The following is a 16,249-nucleotide window of genomic DNA, read 5'->3' on the forward strand; positions in this document are numbered from 1 at the left end:
TTACGGTATTCGCCCGAAAAAACACATTTTTTTTTGCTCGTTTCGTATTTTTATCTTACCTTTGCACCCGCAAACAAGCAAACGTTGGCGGGATAGCTCAGCTGGTTAGAGCGCATGATTCATAATCATGAGGTCCCCAGTTCAATCCTGGGTCCCGCTACAAAGCAGTCAGGCAAACGGCTAATGTCGCTTGCCTGACTTGTTTTTTTGCGGCTATCTCGTACTGCGCAAGTTCACTTTTTCGTGCCAATCATTTGGCCAAGAACGATAAAAGCAGTACCTTTGCACCGCTTTTCGGCGTAATCGCTGGCAGGAAGAAGAGTTACCTAGCTATGTTACGTTGGGCGATAAACAATTTAAATATCAAGCAAAATGGATTTGATTAAAGTTGCTGAAGAAGCATTTGCAACCGGCAAAAAGTTCCCCGAATTTAAGTCGGGAGACACGATTACTGTCGCTTACAAAATTATCGAGGGTACAAAAGAACGTATCCAGCTTTACCGCGGTGTTGTTATCCGCATCTCTGGTCACGGAGACAAGAAACGTTTCACTGTTCGTAAGATGTCGGGAACGGTGGGTGTTGAGCGTATCTTCCCCATCGAGTCGCCTAACATCGACAGCATCGAGGTGAACAAGCGTGGTAAGGTTCGTCGCGCAAAACTGTACTATCTCCGCGCACTCACGGGCAAGAAGGCTCGTATCAAGGAGAAGAGAAGCGGCGCTGTTGCTCCTCAACAATAAAAAGAACAACTAGTTATGGCAAAGGCCCGGCATGTAAATGTCGGGCTTTTGATTTTTTATGTGGGGCTGTAAACGCCGCCAATAACGTTTTTGTGGGCTTGAAAGGGTAGGGGAAAGGTGCTTTTCTGTTTACGTTATTTCATAAGAAAAGCTGTTAAAACAAGTCGGCATGCGTGCCAGTACGTACGAGGTTTAGTATGTGCAGTTGCTTTATGGCACGATTGTAGTTGATTTGCTTACCGCTTAATTTGTTCGTAACATTTGTTTTGCGTATATTTGCAAGTGGGTAAACATCGTTGTGTAGTATGCAAAAAGCAGAGATAAAGCGGCAATTATTGACGAAACTGAAGCAAGAACATTGCTTTTGGTCTTACGATTCCAGTTCTATCAACAACATCACGGACGAGTTCTTGATAGAATTGGTGATGCTGCACCTTGACCTTAAAGACATTAACAAGCTTTTTCTGATTTACCCCTACAAGCAAATTAAGGCCTGTTGGATTAGAAATCTCATCCCGCAAGGCAGCTATCTCTACACGCTCAACAAGTTTTTAGCTTTCTATTATTTCAATGCCAAGAGACCTGGCGCATACGTAAAGGCGATGGCGACAAGGCAATTAAATAAGATTTCGACATGAAAGGATTGGCACCGAATGTATCTAAGATATTCAGTTCTGTTTCAAAATTGGAGTGTATAAAGCCCTTTGTGTTAGTGGGTGGAACCGCCTTGTCTCTTCAATTGGGCACACGCCTAAGTGAAGACCTTGACTTTATGAGATGGAAAGCCGACAAAAACGACAGGCTAGAAATAGATTGGCCAGGAATAAAGCGCGGACTTGAAACGATTGGAAAGGTGGAACATGTAGACATTTTAGGCTTTGATCATGCGCTTTTTACTGTTGATGGCGTAAAGTTGTCTTTCTATGCTGCACCCAGAAAGAAACTCTCTGCAATGCGCGAAATCACGATTCAGAACAATTTGAAGGTGGCAGATGTTGTTTCTATTGGAGCAATGAAGATGGAAACGATGTCAAGGCGCAGTAGATTTAGAGACTATTACGACCTCTATTCGATACTTAAAGCAGGGGCGGATTTAAGAGAAATGGTTGCCATGGCCATATCGCATTCGGGTTATATGCTTAAAGAGAAAAACCTACTTGCCATTTTGAGCAATGGCGAAAGGTTTCGTAAGGAAGGCAAGTTTAAGCAGCTGGCCCCAATCTACGATGTTACTGCTGCAGATATACAAGCGTGTATAACGGAAGAAATAAAGAAGATGCGCGACAAAGGCGCGAGTACTGCAGCCGTGGGAGAGTTAGATAGCCAGACCAGTTAGGGAATGATGCGTTGCCACTTCAACAGCTGTCGCTCCCCACTCTCCGTAGGAGGAGGGGGGTGTAAAGCGGCTTTTGTTGCCCATACGTGGCACTAAGCGCGCACAAAAAAGCTACACTTCGTAATTGGTTTGTCCGTCGTCGTCGCCGTGCAGCGCGTCTTTAAAGTCCTTCCAGCTTTGGAAACCCACAAACAACGCCACCTTATCCAGCACTTCGGCCGAAGGTTTCTCGGCTCCCGAAAGGTGTGCCCAAAGCCGTTTCAGCGAGGTGGGCTGCAACATAACATGCTGTCGAGCAAACGCCAAGGCCAGTTTCTCGAAGTCGGTTGCCACCGTTATGCTCTGTCCTAATTTCTTTTCTACGGCTTTCACCAATGCCATTAAATCCTGTTTCATTATCTTAATGCCATTATCGGGTTGGCATGCAGTTGCCAACCATTTCGTTTCTATCGTTGCAAAGATATAAAAAAGGTTGCAAATTATACCTCATCATGAGCCTGTTTCCTCCGAAAATATTTCCGAATGTTTCGGTGGGGTGGTGTGTTGGCTGCCACCCCGCTGTTCATTTACTTCTCTTTCTCGCCATTTCCGCGGCCGTTGCACCCCGCGTTTTTATTTTAGACAAGGTATAAATACCATCTTTTAGGTATTGCCCAAAATGGTAAGAAATTGTATTTTTGCAGCTGCAAACAAGTAATAAGGCTTGCCTTTTGCCAAACGCCTTCCGCGCGTTTTAAGCTTTTCTGCCGCGCAAATGCAGGCACGAAGGCCAGTCAACGCAATGCCTTAGGCGCGCACGAGGCAGCCGCAACACAAAAACATTTCATTTAAAAACAAAAGCGACATGACACAAAACATATCCCAAACGCCAAACACGAACGACGAACAAACGTTTGGCTACCGACAGGATAACGACACGTTTTTCAACGCCTTAACCATCAACATCGAGGAACCAGGTACCCTTGAAGACCTCTTCCACGCCCTTAACCCCAAAGATATGACGGGCATCCGCGTGGTGGGTCCCATCAATGCTACCGACATCGCCTTCCTGGCCAAGCTTTCGGCGGGCAACGAACTCGACAGTCTGCACAGCATCAACCTGCACGATGCCTTCATCGAACGCCTTCCCGACCATGCGTTCGAAGGCTTGGTGTTTCTCACCCACTTTTATTTCCCCACCCAGCTGAAAGCCGTTGGCGACTTCGCCTTTGCCAATTGCAACGCCCTGCTAAGCATCGAGTTGCCCCAAAGCCTGGAAAGCATCGGCGAACAGGCTTTTGCCAACCTACACTTACGCACGCTTAGCCTGCCCGCAGGCATCAAACACATCGGCGAAGGCGCATTGGCCGGCATGAAAGAGCTAACCCAACTGCACATTGCCGAGGGCAACGCACGCTACGATGTGCGCCAAGGGCTGCTCTTCGACAAGGATACGAACACCCTGCTGCAATGTTTCAACTACCGCAAAGGCCCGGTCGACGTTCCCCAAGGCACGCAGGCCATCGGCGCATTGGCTTTTAGCAAGGCGCAAGAGGTTACGCAGGTGAACATTCCCGCATCGGTAACGCGCATCGGCCACGATGCTTTCGCCTCCACATACAGCCTTGCCCGCATAGAGGTGGCGGCCGATAACCCACGCTATTCCTCGTCGGCAGAGGGTGTTCTCTTTAATAAAGACCGCACAAAGCTTATCGCCTACCCCGCATCGCGCAACGGAAACAAGTACGAAGTGCCTGCAACGGTGAAGAAGTTAGCAGCTGGCGCGTTTCAAGAGGCGGGCGGACAAAACACACATGCGGCCGCAAAAGATAAGGCCGAACTGCGCTTAAAGACCGTGGCTTTGCCCGAAGGACTTGAAATTATCGGCCACGAGGCCTTCCTTTTCGCCGGCGTTCAGCACGTAAACATCCCTTCAACGGTGAGGGCCATCGGCTACAACTGCTTTTATTACACCGACATCGAAGAGGCCGTGCTGCCCGAAGGCATTAGCCGACTGGAGGATTGCACCTTCTACGCTTGCTATTCGCTGCGCAAGGTGGTGCTGCCTGCCAGCCTTGAATATGTAGGGCGAGGCGTGTTCGACCTCTCCGACGGACTGAAAACCATCGAGATACATGCCACAACACCGCCTAGGTGCCACGCAGAAGCATTCGCAAACATTGGCACGAACCCCAAGCTGGAAGTGCCAAACGGCGACAAAAAGCCTTACCACGACAACGAAACCTGGGCTTCGCTCACCGACCATAAGGCCAAAAGCCAACGAAAGGCATTTGTGAAATAAGGGCTCATAGAGGGGCTTGAACGGCAACATCGCATGCCGCTCAGGCCCCTTTCGCTTACCTTGTCATGATAACTGCATAACATATCACACCTAAATATTTACACCTTATGAGAAGAATTATACTGCAATTGTTTTGCATCGCCTGCACGTTGAACGTAATGGCGCAAAAAGGAAAGTACAGCGACAAGGATCCTTACTTTAACCAAACCACCTTGCAAGTAACCAAAGCGGGCACGTTGGAGCAGGCTTTTGCCGAGGCCAACCCCGACAAGCATCAGGGATTACGCGTTATCGGACCGCTAAACGATGCCGACATGCGTTTCATCGCCAAGCTTGCCCAGCCCAGTTTGTTGGATGATTTGCACAGCATCAACCTGCAAGAGGCGCAGCTGGAGCGCATTCCGGCGCATTGGTTGCAGGGGTTTACTTACGTAACCCACGTATATTTCCCCACCACACTTAAAGATGTGGGGGCGTATGCCTTTGCCTACACCAATTCGCTTTGCAAGGCCGACCTGCCCGAAGGCCTGAAAAGCATTGGCCAATGTGCCTTTGTAGGCACGAACATACGCCGCGTAAACCTGCCTGCATCGGTAGAAAAGATTGGCGAAGGGGCTTTTGCCCACCTCAAAAGTCTTACCGAGGTGAGCGTGCCTGCCGCCAACAACAACTTCGACCTTGTGGATAGCCTGCTTATCCGCAATGCCGACAACACGCTGTTGCAGTGCTTTAAGAAAGGCACAGGCGAGGTGCAAGTGCCCGAAGTGGTTCAGCGTGTGGGTAGTTTGGCCTTTGGTGGGGCAAAATACATCAGTGCCATCACCCTTCCAAAAGCTGTAACTTTCGTTGGCGAGGATGCTTTCGCCTCCACCTACGCACTCGAAAGCATCAACGTTGCCGAGGGCAATGCACAATTTGTGTCCACAAATGGCGTGCTGTTTGATAAGGGCGCAACCCTGCTCATCTGCTATCCCACGTCTAAACGGGGCAACAAGTACACCGTTCCCGCCACTGTTAAGGAGTTGGCAACGGGCGCTTTCCAAGAGTGTGGCGGCGGCAATGCCTATAAGCTTATCAACGACGAGGCCGAAAAGAAGAGGGCCAGACTGAACGAAGTGGTGCTACCCGAGGGGCTGACAAAGATAGGCAAGTGGGCGTTTACCTTCACTGGATGCCAAGTTAACATCCCTTCAACGGTGCGCGAGATTGGCGACAGCTGCTTCTATTTCTGTGAGATAGAGGAGGCTACCATCCCCGAAGGCGTTCAGCGCATAGGCGATGGCATGTTTGCTGCCTGCTATAGGCTCGCCACCATCACGCTCCCCTCTACCACAACGTATATTGGCGCAAAGTTTGTGGCATACAACAGTTTGGAAACAACGCTCAATGTATATGCCCTTAACCCGCCCGCTTGCCACCAAGATGCCTTTGCCGACTTTTCTAGCTCTATCAATCTGCATGTGGTTAAAGGCCAAAAGAAGGCTTACGAGAAGTCGGCCGACTGGACCAGCTTTATTTTCAACGGCGTAGAAGACGACCTGAAAGCGGTGGTTACAGGCATTAATGCGCCTGCTGTGCCTGCTGCCGATGCCGTTGAGGCTGCTCGTTACAACCTACAAGGCGTGCGCATTTACGCCCCACAACGCGGCGTGAACATCATACGGATGAGCGATGGCAGGACGAGGAAAGTGCTGGTGAAGTGAGGTTGCGTGTTATGAGTTGGCAGGGACCGTGGAGTTGATGCACCTTTAAAGCCTTTGTTAATGGGCTTGTGCTTACTTTAAGCTTACGCGCTTGTGTGGCTTTGGGCTTGCCTGCCCTTAGCCGGGTGGGCTTGGTTTAGGCTGCGCATGCCTTGGCAACCATAAAAGATACCAACTTGATTGGGCAAACAGCTTGTGATAGTCTCTATCTTGGCGGCGTTTGATGCGCCCGTAAGCAGGCCATCATAAGCTGTTTGTGTGTTTGTTGGGTTTAAGCACATGGCAACGTTGCGCATTTGTTGCTGAAAGAAAATGGCTTTCGAACTCCAATCGCTGTTGGCTAATTGCTGCACCATTTGTATGTGGCAAAATGTGGTTGTGCATCAACAAGGGGCTTTGGTTGAAGTCGTTCCGTGTGTTTTCTACAAGTTGAAAGCCGGCGGTAGATGGCTGCATGCCTCTGCTTTTGCATGATGCTGACTTCGTTGGCCGTGCGTGGCCTGCCCTACAACCGCTTGCGCTGCTGGTTTAAGCGTACGTGTTGTCCGTGCCGTTGCCCACGGACGTGTGTGCGGCATAATTGTTTTTGTCTAGTTTTCAGTAAGAAATTTAACATAATAAGTGCCCTTTCTGTCCACCAACCGCTCACCTTGTCGCAAAAAATCGATTCTCGCGGAGGTTTGTTTTGGTGCAAAAAGGGGGTAGTCGTGCATGCAGTCAAAGTGAATATTTATTTAAAGACATCGCCATTAACACCCGTTTTGGGGCTTTTTGCGGCAAAATGAAGTGCGTTTTGCTACTAAATACCGCGCATTTTGGTGCTAAACGCAGTGTGTTTTGGTGCTAAATGAAGTGCATTTTGGTGCTAAACGTAGTGCGTTTTGGTGCTAAATGCAGGGTAAAATGGTGCTAAATGCAAGGCAAAACGCATAAAAATGCGCTGCAATGGTATAAACAAAACCTTTTAGAACCATGAAATTCATGGCTGAAAAGGGCAAAATAGTGGTTAAAGAGTGGGATTTTAGGGTCTAAAAACGGGTAATTGAGCCTGAAAAATGATGAGTTAGCAACCATTCTGGAAAGGCAAAAGCGTGCAAAATGCAGGTTTTTTCTTAAAAACAGACACGTTGGGAGAAGTGAAAAGCAAGAAATAGTAGTGTTTTACCTACTTTTTAACCCCGATTTTCGCTAGAACGGCGTGGAAAATAATGTGCCGTTGTAAAATAAAAACAAAGATTTTAAGTTTTTGAGTTGATGAGTTGGTGGGTTGATGAGTTTTTGAGTGGATAAGCTATGCGTTGTTGGGATTGTAAATTGATGAATGGATGTCTTTGGGAGTTTTGGTTTTCGTGAGTTCATAGGCTGGTAAGTTGATTTGCCCTGCACTTCGTATATGGGAGGAGTGCTTACCTTGTGATGCCACCACGAAGACAACAAACACCCTTCTGTTCGTAGAAACATTAAAAGATAAGATGGCTTTTTCTAGCCTAATGCTCAACAACCATTCTGATAAAAAAATCTAGAACGTTTTCGTTAAGCCAAATGAACAATGTCGAGCTTGCTCGGACATTGTCATGGCGAGAAAACGCACTTTTAGAGGAACGGGAAAAGAACAATAAACTTAAAAACGGAACGAGAAACCTTTTTTGTAATAAAAAATGTGTAACTTTGCAGCAACACATCACATTTATAACTATGGAAAGAGACGTAAACATTATGCTTGCTACCTATGGCAAGTACTTCCCAGAAACTAGTTTGCCACAAGTGCGCGAGATTTTCGAGCACATGGACGACTCACAAGCCGCTACTTTGGCTTGCATCCAGTTTAAAGACCCCATCACTTCGCTTATTATCTCGATATTGGCTGGAACATTAGGCGTAGATCGTTTCTATCTAGAACAGATTGGCATCGGTATTGCAAAACTACTTACTTGTGGTGGCTTGGGCGTATGGGCACTTATCGATCTGTTCCTTATCATGGATGCAACGCGCCAGCAGAATCTGCAAAAGCTGATGAGCATCATCTAATCGTTGACGGCAAGGAAAGAATTTAAAATCCTCACCTTATTATATATATTAGGTGTGGCTTGGCTGTTGCTGAACGTGGTTTGGCCGACAAATGTAGTTGTCTGTCCGATACGTTCAGTAACAGGTATGCCATGTCCCGCCTGCGGAACAACGCGCGGATTGGTGCATTTGCTGCATGGCGAGCCGTGGCAAGCAGTGGTTTCCAATCCCAATGTGCTGCTTGTTGCGCCTGCCGCCTTGGTTTTTACGCTCAGTCTTGTGGTCGGTTGGTTGTGCCGAAAGCCTTTTGCGCAACAGATTTATGCACAAGTACAGCAGGTTTTAAGTCGCAAGCGTGTGTTTGCCGCGTTTGTGGCGTGGGAGTTATGTGTTTGGGCGTTCCTCCTTTTCAGGCATTTCAACTAGAACATTGGGGCGTTTCAATAAGATGTTCTCGCACTTTTATGTACCTTGAAAGACGTAAACTTGGGGCGTTGGCCACTTGAAAGTGTGGCGCAGCGCACACATTATTAGGCAATTACCCAGCAGCAGGCCCTGCATTTCCCATTATTTTTTGTTATCTTTGCAAGGCAATTAAACCCAACAAAGAGATGAAAGAACTTGCCTTGAAGTATGGTTGCAACCCCAACCAAAAGCCGTCGCGCATCTTTATGGCCGACGGCAACTTGCCCATTAAGGTGTTAAGCGGCCGCCCCGGATACATCAATTTCCTTGATGCGCTTAACAGTTGGCAGCTAGTAAAGGAACTGAAAGCGGCCATCGGACTGCCTGCCGCGGCCAGTTTCAAACACGTGTCGCCTGCCGGAGCAGCCGTTGGCCTGCCGCTTACCGACACGCTGAAACGCATTTACTTTGTAAACGATGCACAAATGCCGCTCTCGCCCTTGGCATGCGCATACGCTAGGGCGCGCGGAGCCGACCGAATGAGTAGCTTTGGCGACTTTATCGCGCTGAGCGACACATGCGATGAGTCGACGGCTTTGCTCATCAAACCCGAAGTTTCGGATGGCGTAATCGCTCCCGACTATACCCCAGAGGCGTTGGCCATACTGAAAGAGAAGCGGAAGGGTACGTACAACGTGTTGCAGATAGACCCTGCCTACACGCCCGAACCGCTTGAACGGAAACAAGTGTTTGGCATAACCTTCGAGCAGCGACGTAACGACATAAAGTTAGACGACCCGAAATTGTTTGAGAACATCCCCACACGGAACAAACATTTTACGCCAGAGGCTCTTCGCGACCTCATCATTGCGCTTATCACCCTTAAATATACGCAAAGCAATTCGGTGTGTTATGTTAAGGACGGGCAAGCCATCGGCATTGGTGCCGGTCAGCAAAGTCGCATACATTGCACGCGCTTGGCAGGCAGCAAGGCAGATGCGTGGTGGCTGCGCCAACATCCCAAGGTGATGAATTTGCCCTTTGTAGACGACATTAGGCGTGCCGACCGCGATAACACCATCGACCTTTACATCGGCGATGAGAGCGAAGACGTGTTGGCAGACGGTACGTGGCAGCAGTTCTTCAAAACCAAGCCCGAACCCCTTACGCTGCAAGAGAAACGCCAATGGATTGCCCAAAACCACGGCGTTTGCTTGGGTAGCGATGCTTTCTTCCCCTTCGGCGACAACATCGAGCGTGCCCACAAAAGCGGCGTAGACTTTATTGCGCAGGCTGGCGGCTCTGTTCGCGACGACCATGTTGTGGCCACTTGCGATAAGTATAACATCGCTATGGCTTTTACGGGCGTAAGACTTTTCCACCATTAATCCCCAAAACGTTTTGCACATGGACATCGACGAGATAATCTCTGGTGGCGGAATGACTTTCCGCAAGGGCTCTTCTGGCGGCGGCAAGAAGGAGGATAAGGTGAAGACCAAGGCCAAGAAGAAGAAATACATCACGGGCGCGCATGGCAGCGGTTCGGCCAAACAAAAGGCAAAGTATCGCGAACAACGCGCCAATAGGCATAAGAAACGGTAAAGGTGTGTTTCCTCGGGCGTAGAAAATCAAGGTGAGAAAGGCTGCCTCTCTGCAAACGGCGGACAGCTTAATCAACGAAATGTAGGAGTTAGAGAAACGAACAAAGCGCCATTCGATGGGCAACAAATCATTGTTGTCCCATCGAATGGAGCTTTGTTTCATTTTGCCAGCAAGGTGCTGCTTTGAGTTTATGCGGTGATTGAGGTGGTGAGTTGTTGAGCTTATTAAGTTCTTTTCTCGTTCCTCGAAAAGTGCGTTTTCTCGCCATGACCATGTTCGAGCAAGCTCGACATTGTTCATCTGGCTTAACGAAAACGTTCTTTTCTCGTTCCTTGAAAAGTGCGTTTTCTCGCCATGACAATGTTCGAGCAAGCTCGACATTGTTCATTTGGCTTAACGAAAACGTTCGTAGTATTTTAAGTGTTGGTGTTTGGCTGTCTTCCTAACTCACCAACTTAAAGCCTAAAAAACTTTAGAAACTCACCACCTCAAACCTCATCACTACTTTTCAGCGTGCGAACCAGCAGTCGTTGGCCAGTTCGCGTTCTGATACATGTTGCTGTTGGCCACGCTGCGATCGGGCGATGCCGTTTGCAAGTCGCCCACACCAATGGGGGCGAGGTAATAGGCCTCGTGCCATTTGTAGCCGTCTTTTAGTTCGTTGCTAGCCTGCATAGAGCGGCTGTACGGACGCAAATACTTGCTCAGATCTTTGGAAGACACCACTGCATCTGCCGTTCCGTCGGCCTTGGGTGCGTTGCCTTTCTTGTCAAGATAGCTCTTGTACATTTCGTCCCAGAAGTTGGCCCCTTCGGGAATCCACTTCGTTGTGAGCATCTTGTCGAACGAACGCCAGCGTATCAGGTCTTGATAACGGAGTCCTTCGCTGAAGAGTTCGTTCATGCGTTCGCGCCTGATGTTGTACAAAGTGGTTGAAACGGGCGTTGTGCCAGAGTAAACCGACCAGTCGCCTTCCTGACTCAAATCAGTAGCGTCGATGGTTGTTTGGTAGTTGGTATCAACACCTGCGCGTTTCCTGAGTGCTTTCCAATAGCCTTGTGCCGTGGCATCGAGTGCACCAGTTAGTTCGTAGCATGCCTCCATATAGTTGAGCATAGCCTCGGCTGTGCGGAAGATGGGACAAGCATTAGTGCCTCGCAACTCGTCGTTCATGCTTTGCGCATAGTCGTAGGTGTAGTACTTTCTGGGTTGGTAGCCTGTTATGCAACGCGTTTCAACCACCGATGTGGTGATGTAACTCAGTGTGTCGCCAGGTGCGGCATACAGTTTTCGGAGCTTGCCCGCAGCGGGGTCGGTGTCTACCTTGTTGCTCTCTCCCCAAACGAAAAGTTGCAAACGCTCGTCGCGGTTGCTCTTGACGGCATCCAAGGTGTTGTCGCCTTTGTAGCCAGAGCCCGCGGCATAGATGGGTTTGCCGTTGGCCATGAGGAACGACTGGGTGAAGGCACGCGTAAATCCATCGTTACATCCCACCTTCGTACGCATGGGCACGTCGTGTGTTATGCTTAATGCGCTGCTGTATTGTCTCCACAACAACACCTCTGGCACTTCGGCTAGCGAGGGTTGGCTGAACATTTCGAAGTAGTTGTTCCAGTTTGCGGTTTGTCCGTCGTTTGGATTCATCTGATGGTTGTTGGCAGTTAGCTCAACCTTATCGGCCACTTGCTTGGCTGCGTTCATGGCCTCTTGCAGGAAGAAAGAAATCTCGCCGTCGATGTTGAACGTCTTACCTTGGTTGTAAGTCATGCGTGCGCCAGGCCAATTGGCATCGCCCGGCACGCGGCCCGAGCCTTTATGGTATTTCTCGAACGTTGCTTCGAACAGGGCGATACGCGACTTTAACAGCAAGGCCGCTTCTTTATTGACGCGTTGCCCTTTAAACACACTTCTGTTGTAGAGGTTATTTATGGCCGAATCTAGGTCGGTAAGTATAAATCGAGCCACTTCGTTGCGGGGAGTGCGTACGCTGTTTTGTACGATGGCGCTGTTCTCATCGGGCAAAACTTCTTTCACCACAGGCACGTCTCCGTAATTGGCCAGCAAATTAAAGTACGACAGGGCACGGAAGAAATAGGCTTCGCCGAGATAATTCTTCACGGCCGCATCCTTAGCCAAGACTTTTGCGGCAAGGCTTTTGTTAATCTTGTCGAGCAGGAAATTGTAAATGCGCACGCCGCCATAGTAACCTTGCAGCACCTTGCCCGAAGGCACTTCCCAATGCTTGTCGCTGTAAAGTCTGGTGTTTCCGTTTCCTTGCACAAAGATGTCGGTGTTGGCGTCTGAATGTGCCATGCCGTCGTTGTAACGCCCTTCAACGTGGAACATGTCGGTATAGGGGTTAGACAAATAGCCGGCGTAATAATTGTTAAGATAGGCAGCCAGCTGGTCGGCCGACTTGTAAAAGTCGTCGGGCGTGATTTGGTTCACGGGCTTGAGGTCGAGCGCATCGTTACACGATGTAGTGCCAAAGCAGGCCAAAGCCAACGCTGCACATGCGCCAATACTCTTTATGTTGATTTTCATAATGATACTTCTTAATAATGATTTAGAAACTTACGTTTACTCCAAAGGCGAAGGTTCTTTGCAAGGGATAGAGTTTACCCGAACCCCATCCGCCGCCTAAGCCCTCGGGGTCGAACACGCTTGAGAGTTTCGTGATGGTGAACAGGTTGTCGCACGAGAAGTAAATGCGGCAGTTAGACAGGCCTGCACGGCTGATAAGCGAGGTGGGCAAGCTGTAACCCAACTGTATGTTCTTACAGCGCATGTAGGCAGCGTTCTGCAAATAACGTGTTTGCGGTTCTTGGTTCTTTGTTATTCCACCCTCTACATAAGGTTTGGGATAGTATGCGCCCTTGTTGTCTTTGCTCCAATAGTCTAGGTGCTCTTTGAAAACGGTAGACTGCCATACGTTACCTGTTGCGCCCCAGAAGTAGGGTTGGCCTGCGCCGAACATCCAATCGCGTTTCATCACGCCTTGGAAGAAGATGGAGAAGTCGAAACCTTTCCACTCGGCGTTGAGGGTAATGCCGAAGTTGTAGCGAGGCGTAGAGTTGCCTATCACCTTTTTGTCGCCATGATCGCCCAAAGTGTTGCTGCCGGCGTTAACCACCCCTTCGTCAATCTTGTTCCCATTTTCGTCTACGCGGTCAACAAGGTTCTTGTACATCACGTCGCCTTCTCCCCAGTTGCTGCCCCAGTTGGGCTTGTTGCCTTTGAGCCATTCGGCCATTTCCTCGTTAGATTGTGCCAAGCCAACACTTTCGTAGCCCCAAATTTCATTAAGTTGCTTACCGTTGTAGTAGCCGTTGATGTTTTGGTTCTCGAACTTACCTTCGTAGGGGTATCTCAATATCTTAGAGGTTGCATCGCTTAGGTTGAGTTTCACGCCGTATTTCACTTGTGCAATTTGGTCGCGCCAACCTAATTCAAGTTCCCAGCCAGTAGAACGCATGTCGCAGTTGTTGGTTTTAGGAGCATCTGTTCCCAATACCGAGCCCAGGATGGGAGCAGGGCCAATCATGTCTTTGGTGGTGCGCACATACCAATCGAACGAACCCGTGAGTCTGTTGTTGAATGCGGCCCAGTCTAAACCAACATCCCATGTCTCGATGGTTTCCCAGGTCAACGATCTGTTGACGATGCTGGGAAGTGAAGCCGTGTTCTGTTTTTGGCCGTTGATAAGCCACGAGCTGTTTTGCGAAGCGAGAGATTGCTGTTGATAGAAGGGGTACCACGCCCAGAACGAGTCGTATTTTGAGCTGGTGTTGCCAAGTTGTCCCCATGATGCGCGCAACTTAAGTGTGCTGAGCTTGTCGGTTAGCTTTTTGAAGAACTCTTCGCGAGCAACGTTCCAACCCAACGAAACCGAGGGAAACCATGCCCAACGCTTGTCGGAGGTGAAACGCGACGAGCCATCGTAACGCATGTTGAACTCCAACATGTAGATGTCGTTGTAGTTATAGTTAAGACGACCGAAGTAGCCAGCCGTTGCACGATGCCAGTATCCGTCGGATGCCTTAAAGTTCTTTTGTGTCTGGCTTAGGAAAGCTCGCTCGTTCATCGTGAGGTTTTCGCCATAGCCGTTAACGTGGTCTTGGTTGTAGCGTTCGAAGTTCAAACCCAGCAGTCCCTTTAAGTTGTGTGGGCCAAAGCTGCGTGCATAATCGGTGTATACGTTCACGGCGTAATAGTTTTCGCGCCAACGGTAGTCGGTATAGTTGCTCACCGTTCCATATCCGCTGTCGCGCAGCATGGGTTTGTTGTCTGCATCATAGTTGTAGATGGGTATTCTGCTCGTGGTGCTCTTGTAGTTGTCTACGCGCAATGCACCTTCTGCATAGATGTTCCAGCCCGCTAACGGGGTAAAGATGAACTTCATCTGCTGGGTGAACTGGTCGTCGTTGGTGCGATGTATGCCACCGTTTTCCAATTCCTCTATTTCCATCTCGGCCATCCAGTGCCCATTGGGGTCTACAACGGGGCTAGTGGGCCAGCGACGGGCAATGTTGTGGTAGAACAACTCAGACATATATTGCGGACGTTCGTAGTCTTTGCGCGTCCATTTGGTGGAGTATTCCATTCTTGCCCATTCGGCCAGCTGTGCGTTCATCTTGCCGTTGATGGTGTAACGGTTCAACTCGTCGTGTCCGTGGCGTATCAAACCGTTCTGTAACAAGTAGCCGGTGCTTACCAACCAGTTGAACTTGTCGTTTCCCCCACTCATGCTTAGGTTGTGTTGCGTAGAGGGAACATTGCTCTTATAGTGTTCCTTAAACCAGTCGGTATTGGCGAATGCGCCCATGTAGTTGGCCCATCTGCTGTCACTGGTAGACCTTATCGTACCATAATATTCGGGCTTTTTGGGGTCGGTGTACTCGCCGTTCATATATTTCTTTATTCGTTCAACAGTTTCGTCGCTGAACTGATGGGGCGCACCTGCGTTCTCGCTGCCCACGTTCATATAGTTGGCCCATTCCAAAGAGTTGGCCATTCGGGGTAGCTGTGTGGCTGTGCTGAAACGTAAGTCGCCCGAATAGTTCACCCTTACCTTACCGCTCTTGCCGCTCTTGGTTGTAATCAAGATAACACCGAAGGCGGCACGCGTACCATAGATGGATGCCGAGGCTGCGTCTTTAAGCACCGATACGCTCTCGATGTCGTTGGGGTTAAGGGCGTTGATGTCGCCCTCGATGCCGTCGATAAGTACCAACGGACTGTCCGAAGAACCATTGCCGATGGAGCCTGTTCCACGAATGCGGATGCCCATCGAGTTGTTCAGCTCGCCGCCGGCGTTGTTGGGCGAAAAGTTAAGGCCGGGAACTGCACCCTGCAAGGCCTGTGTGGCATTGGCTACGGGGCGGTTTTCGATAACCTCCGAACCAACCATGCTCACGGCTCCCGTTACGTTAACCTTCTTTTGAGTGCCGTAACCCACCACAACAACTTCGTTCAAGTCGGTGGAAAGCGACTTCAAGGCAACGTCTATCGACGTGCGTCCATGCACTGCCACCGTCTGCGTTTCGTACCCGATGTACTTAAATTCGAGCGTGGCGTTTGGCGAACACTGTATAGAATATTGTCCGTCAAGGTTGGTAACACTGCCTACTTTCGTCCCTTGCACTTGCACCGTGGCACCAACGGCAGGCTCACCGCTAGTGTCGGTCACCGTTCCTGTCACGGTGATATGCTGTGCATGAAGGATAAAACAGAAAAACATCAGCATCGCCGTAATGGTTAGGCGCGGGCTGAAATGCTTACTACTTTTGTTCATTGCTAATTAAATTTAGGATATTTGTTTAAGAAATAATTTAAGTTATTGTCGTGATTTGTTTACTCTGATTTTATTTCTTCTGGGTTGTTGATTGATGCTTTTTCGTTAGAATGCCCAAAGTTATAAAACATATTTAACAATTTAGGGGGGGGTTAACAATGTTTAACGAAATATTTGAGATTTGATGGCGTGCTCTTTGCCCCCACTTTGCTTGTAGGGGTTAATGCAAACGTTGGGAACAGCGTTTGCAAATGCTTGGCGCAAGTCTTCTCTCACGCGCGTTATGAATAATGTTCAAGGGAACGTTTTCGTTAAGCCAAATGAACAATGTCGAGCTTGCTCGTACATTGTCATGGCGAGAAAACGCACTTTTCAAGGAA

General features: G+C 49.2%; 13 protein-coding genes and 1 tRNA gene. 10 read left to right on the forward strand and 4 right to left on the reverse strand.

What is annotated here, in order from left to right; translation table 11 throughout:
* The first annotated feature begins 86 nt into the window (after positions 1-86).
* The 4 genes from HMPREF0670_RS13710 to HMPREF0670_RS13725 all read left to right on the forward strand — a co-directional run bounded on the left by HMPREF0670_RS13710 (position 87) and on the right by HMPREF0670_RS13725 (position 2,077).
* A tRNA-Met gene (locus HMPREF0670_RS13710) sits at positions 87-160 on the forward strand.
* 212 nt (positions 161-372) lie between these two features.
* On the forward strand, positions 373-741 hold the full coding sequence (gene rplS, locus HMPREF0670_RS13715) for a 50S ribosomal protein L19 (protein ID WP_019187423.1): 369 nt from the start codon (positions 373-375) through the stop codon (positions 739-741).
* Between the two features lie 305 nt (positions 742-1,046).
* Entirely contained in the window at positions 1,047-1,379 is a 333-nt protein-coding gene (locus HMPREF0670_RS13720) for a hypothetical protein (protein ID WP_009231749.1), read from the forward strand.
* Positions 1,376-2,077, forward strand: coding sequence for a nucleotidyl transferase AbiEii/AbiGii toxin family protein (locus tag HMPREF0670_RS13725; protein WP_009231750.1), 702 nt, complete (start codon positions 1,376-1,378; stop codon positions 2,075-2,077). Before HMPREF0670_RS13720 ends, HMPREF0670_RS13725 begins: the two co-directional genes overlap by 4 nt.
* Positions 2,078-2,188: 111 nt before the next feature.
* On the opposite strand, the gene HMPREF0670_RS13730 is transcribed toward HMPREF0670_RS13725, so the two are convergent.
* Positions 2,189-2,473: a hypothetical protein gene (locus HMPREF0670_RS13730; protein WP_044078356.1), complete on the reverse strand. Its 285-nt coding sequence runs from the start codon at positions 2,471-2,473 to the stop codon at positions 2,189-2,191.
* Positions 2,474-2,921: 448 nt separating this feature from the next.
* Between HMPREF0670_RS13730 and HMPREF0670_RS13735 the strand changes: the two genes are divergently transcribed.
* Entirely contained in the window at positions 2,922-4,358 is a 1,437-nt protein-coding gene (locus HMPREF0670_RS13735) for a leucine-rich repeat domain-containing protein (RefSeq protein ID WP_009231752.1), read from the forward strand.
* Positions 4,359-4,465: 107 nt separating this feature from the next.
* Positions 4,466-6,061 (forward strand): leucine-rich repeat domain-containing protein, encoded by a 1,596-nt coding sequence (locus HMPREF0670_RS13740; RefSeq protein ID WP_009231753.1) that lies wholly within the window; start codon positions 4,466-4,468, stop codon positions 6,059-6,061.
* Between the two features lie 83 nt (positions 6,062-6,144).
* Here HMPREF0670_RS13740 and HMPREF0670_RS13745 read toward each other — a convergent pair whose 3' ends face one another.
* Entirely contained in the window at positions 6,145-6,417 is a 273-nt protein-coding gene (locus HMPREF0670_RS13745; RefSeq protein ID WP_044078357.1) for a hypothetical protein, read from the reverse strand.
* Positions 6,418-7,756: 1,339 nt separating this feature from the next.
* On the opposite strand from HMPREF0670_RS13745, the gene HMPREF0670_RS13750 reads away from it, so the two are divergent.
* The 4 genes from HMPREF0670_RS13750 to HMPREF0670_RS13765 all read left to right on the forward strand — a co-directional run bounded on the left by HMPREF0670_RS13750 (position 7,757) and on the right by HMPREF0670_RS13765 (position 10,075).
* Entirely contained in the window at positions 7,757-8,089 is a 333-nt protein-coding gene (locus HMPREF0670_RS13750) for a TM2 domain-containing protein (protein ID WP_044078358.1), read from the forward strand.
* Between the two features lie 3 nt (positions 8,090-8,092).
* The gene (locus HMPREF0670_RS13755) at positions 8,093-8,494 is read left to right on the forward strand and encodes a DUF2752 domain-containing protein (protein ID WP_044078359.1); all 402 of its coding nucleotides are present in this window, start codon (positions 8,093-8,095) and stop codon (positions 8,492-8,494) included.
* Positions 8,495-8,679: 185 nt separating this feature from the next.
* Positions 8,680-9,861, forward strand: coding sequence for a phosphoribosylaminoimidazolecarboxamide formyltransferase (locus HMPREF0670_RS13760; protein ID WP_009231758.1), 1,182 nt, complete (start codon positions 8,680-8,682; stop codon positions 9,859-9,861).
* Positions 9,862-9,880: 19 nt separating this feature from the next.
* Positions 9,881-10,075 (forward strand): hypothetical protein, encoded by a 195-nt coding sequence (locus HMPREF0670_RS13765; RefSeq protein ID WP_009231759.1) that lies wholly within the window; start codon positions 9,881-9,883, stop codon positions 10,073-10,075.
* Positions 10,076-10,576: 501 nt separating this feature from the next.
* Here HMPREF0670_RS13765 and HMPREF0670_RS13775 read toward each other — a convergent pair.
* Together HMPREF0670_RS13775 and HMPREF0670_RS13780 are read right to left on the reverse strand one after the other, a co-directional pair.
* Positions 10,577-12,619, reverse strand: a complete 2,043-nt coding sequence (locus tag HMPREF0670_RS13775; protein WP_009231760.1) for a RagB/SusD family nutrient uptake outer membrane protein — start codon at positions 12,617-12,619, stop codon at positions 10,577-10,579.
* Positions 12,620-12,641: 22 nt separating this feature from the next.
* On the reverse strand, positions 12,642-15,821 hold the full coding sequence (locus HMPREF0670_RS13780) for a TonB-dependent receptor (protein WP_316928773.1): 3,180 nt from the start codon (positions 15,819-15,821) through the stop codon (positions 12,642-12,644).
* Positions 15,822-16,249 lie beyond the last annotated feature (428 nt).

The sequence above is a fragment of the Prevotella sp. oral taxon 317 str. F0108 genome (assembly GCF_000162415.1).
In the GTDB taxonomy this organism is placed as follows: Bacteria; Bacteroidota; Bacteroidia; order Bacteroidales; family Bacteroidaceae; genus Prevotella; species Prevotella conceptionensis.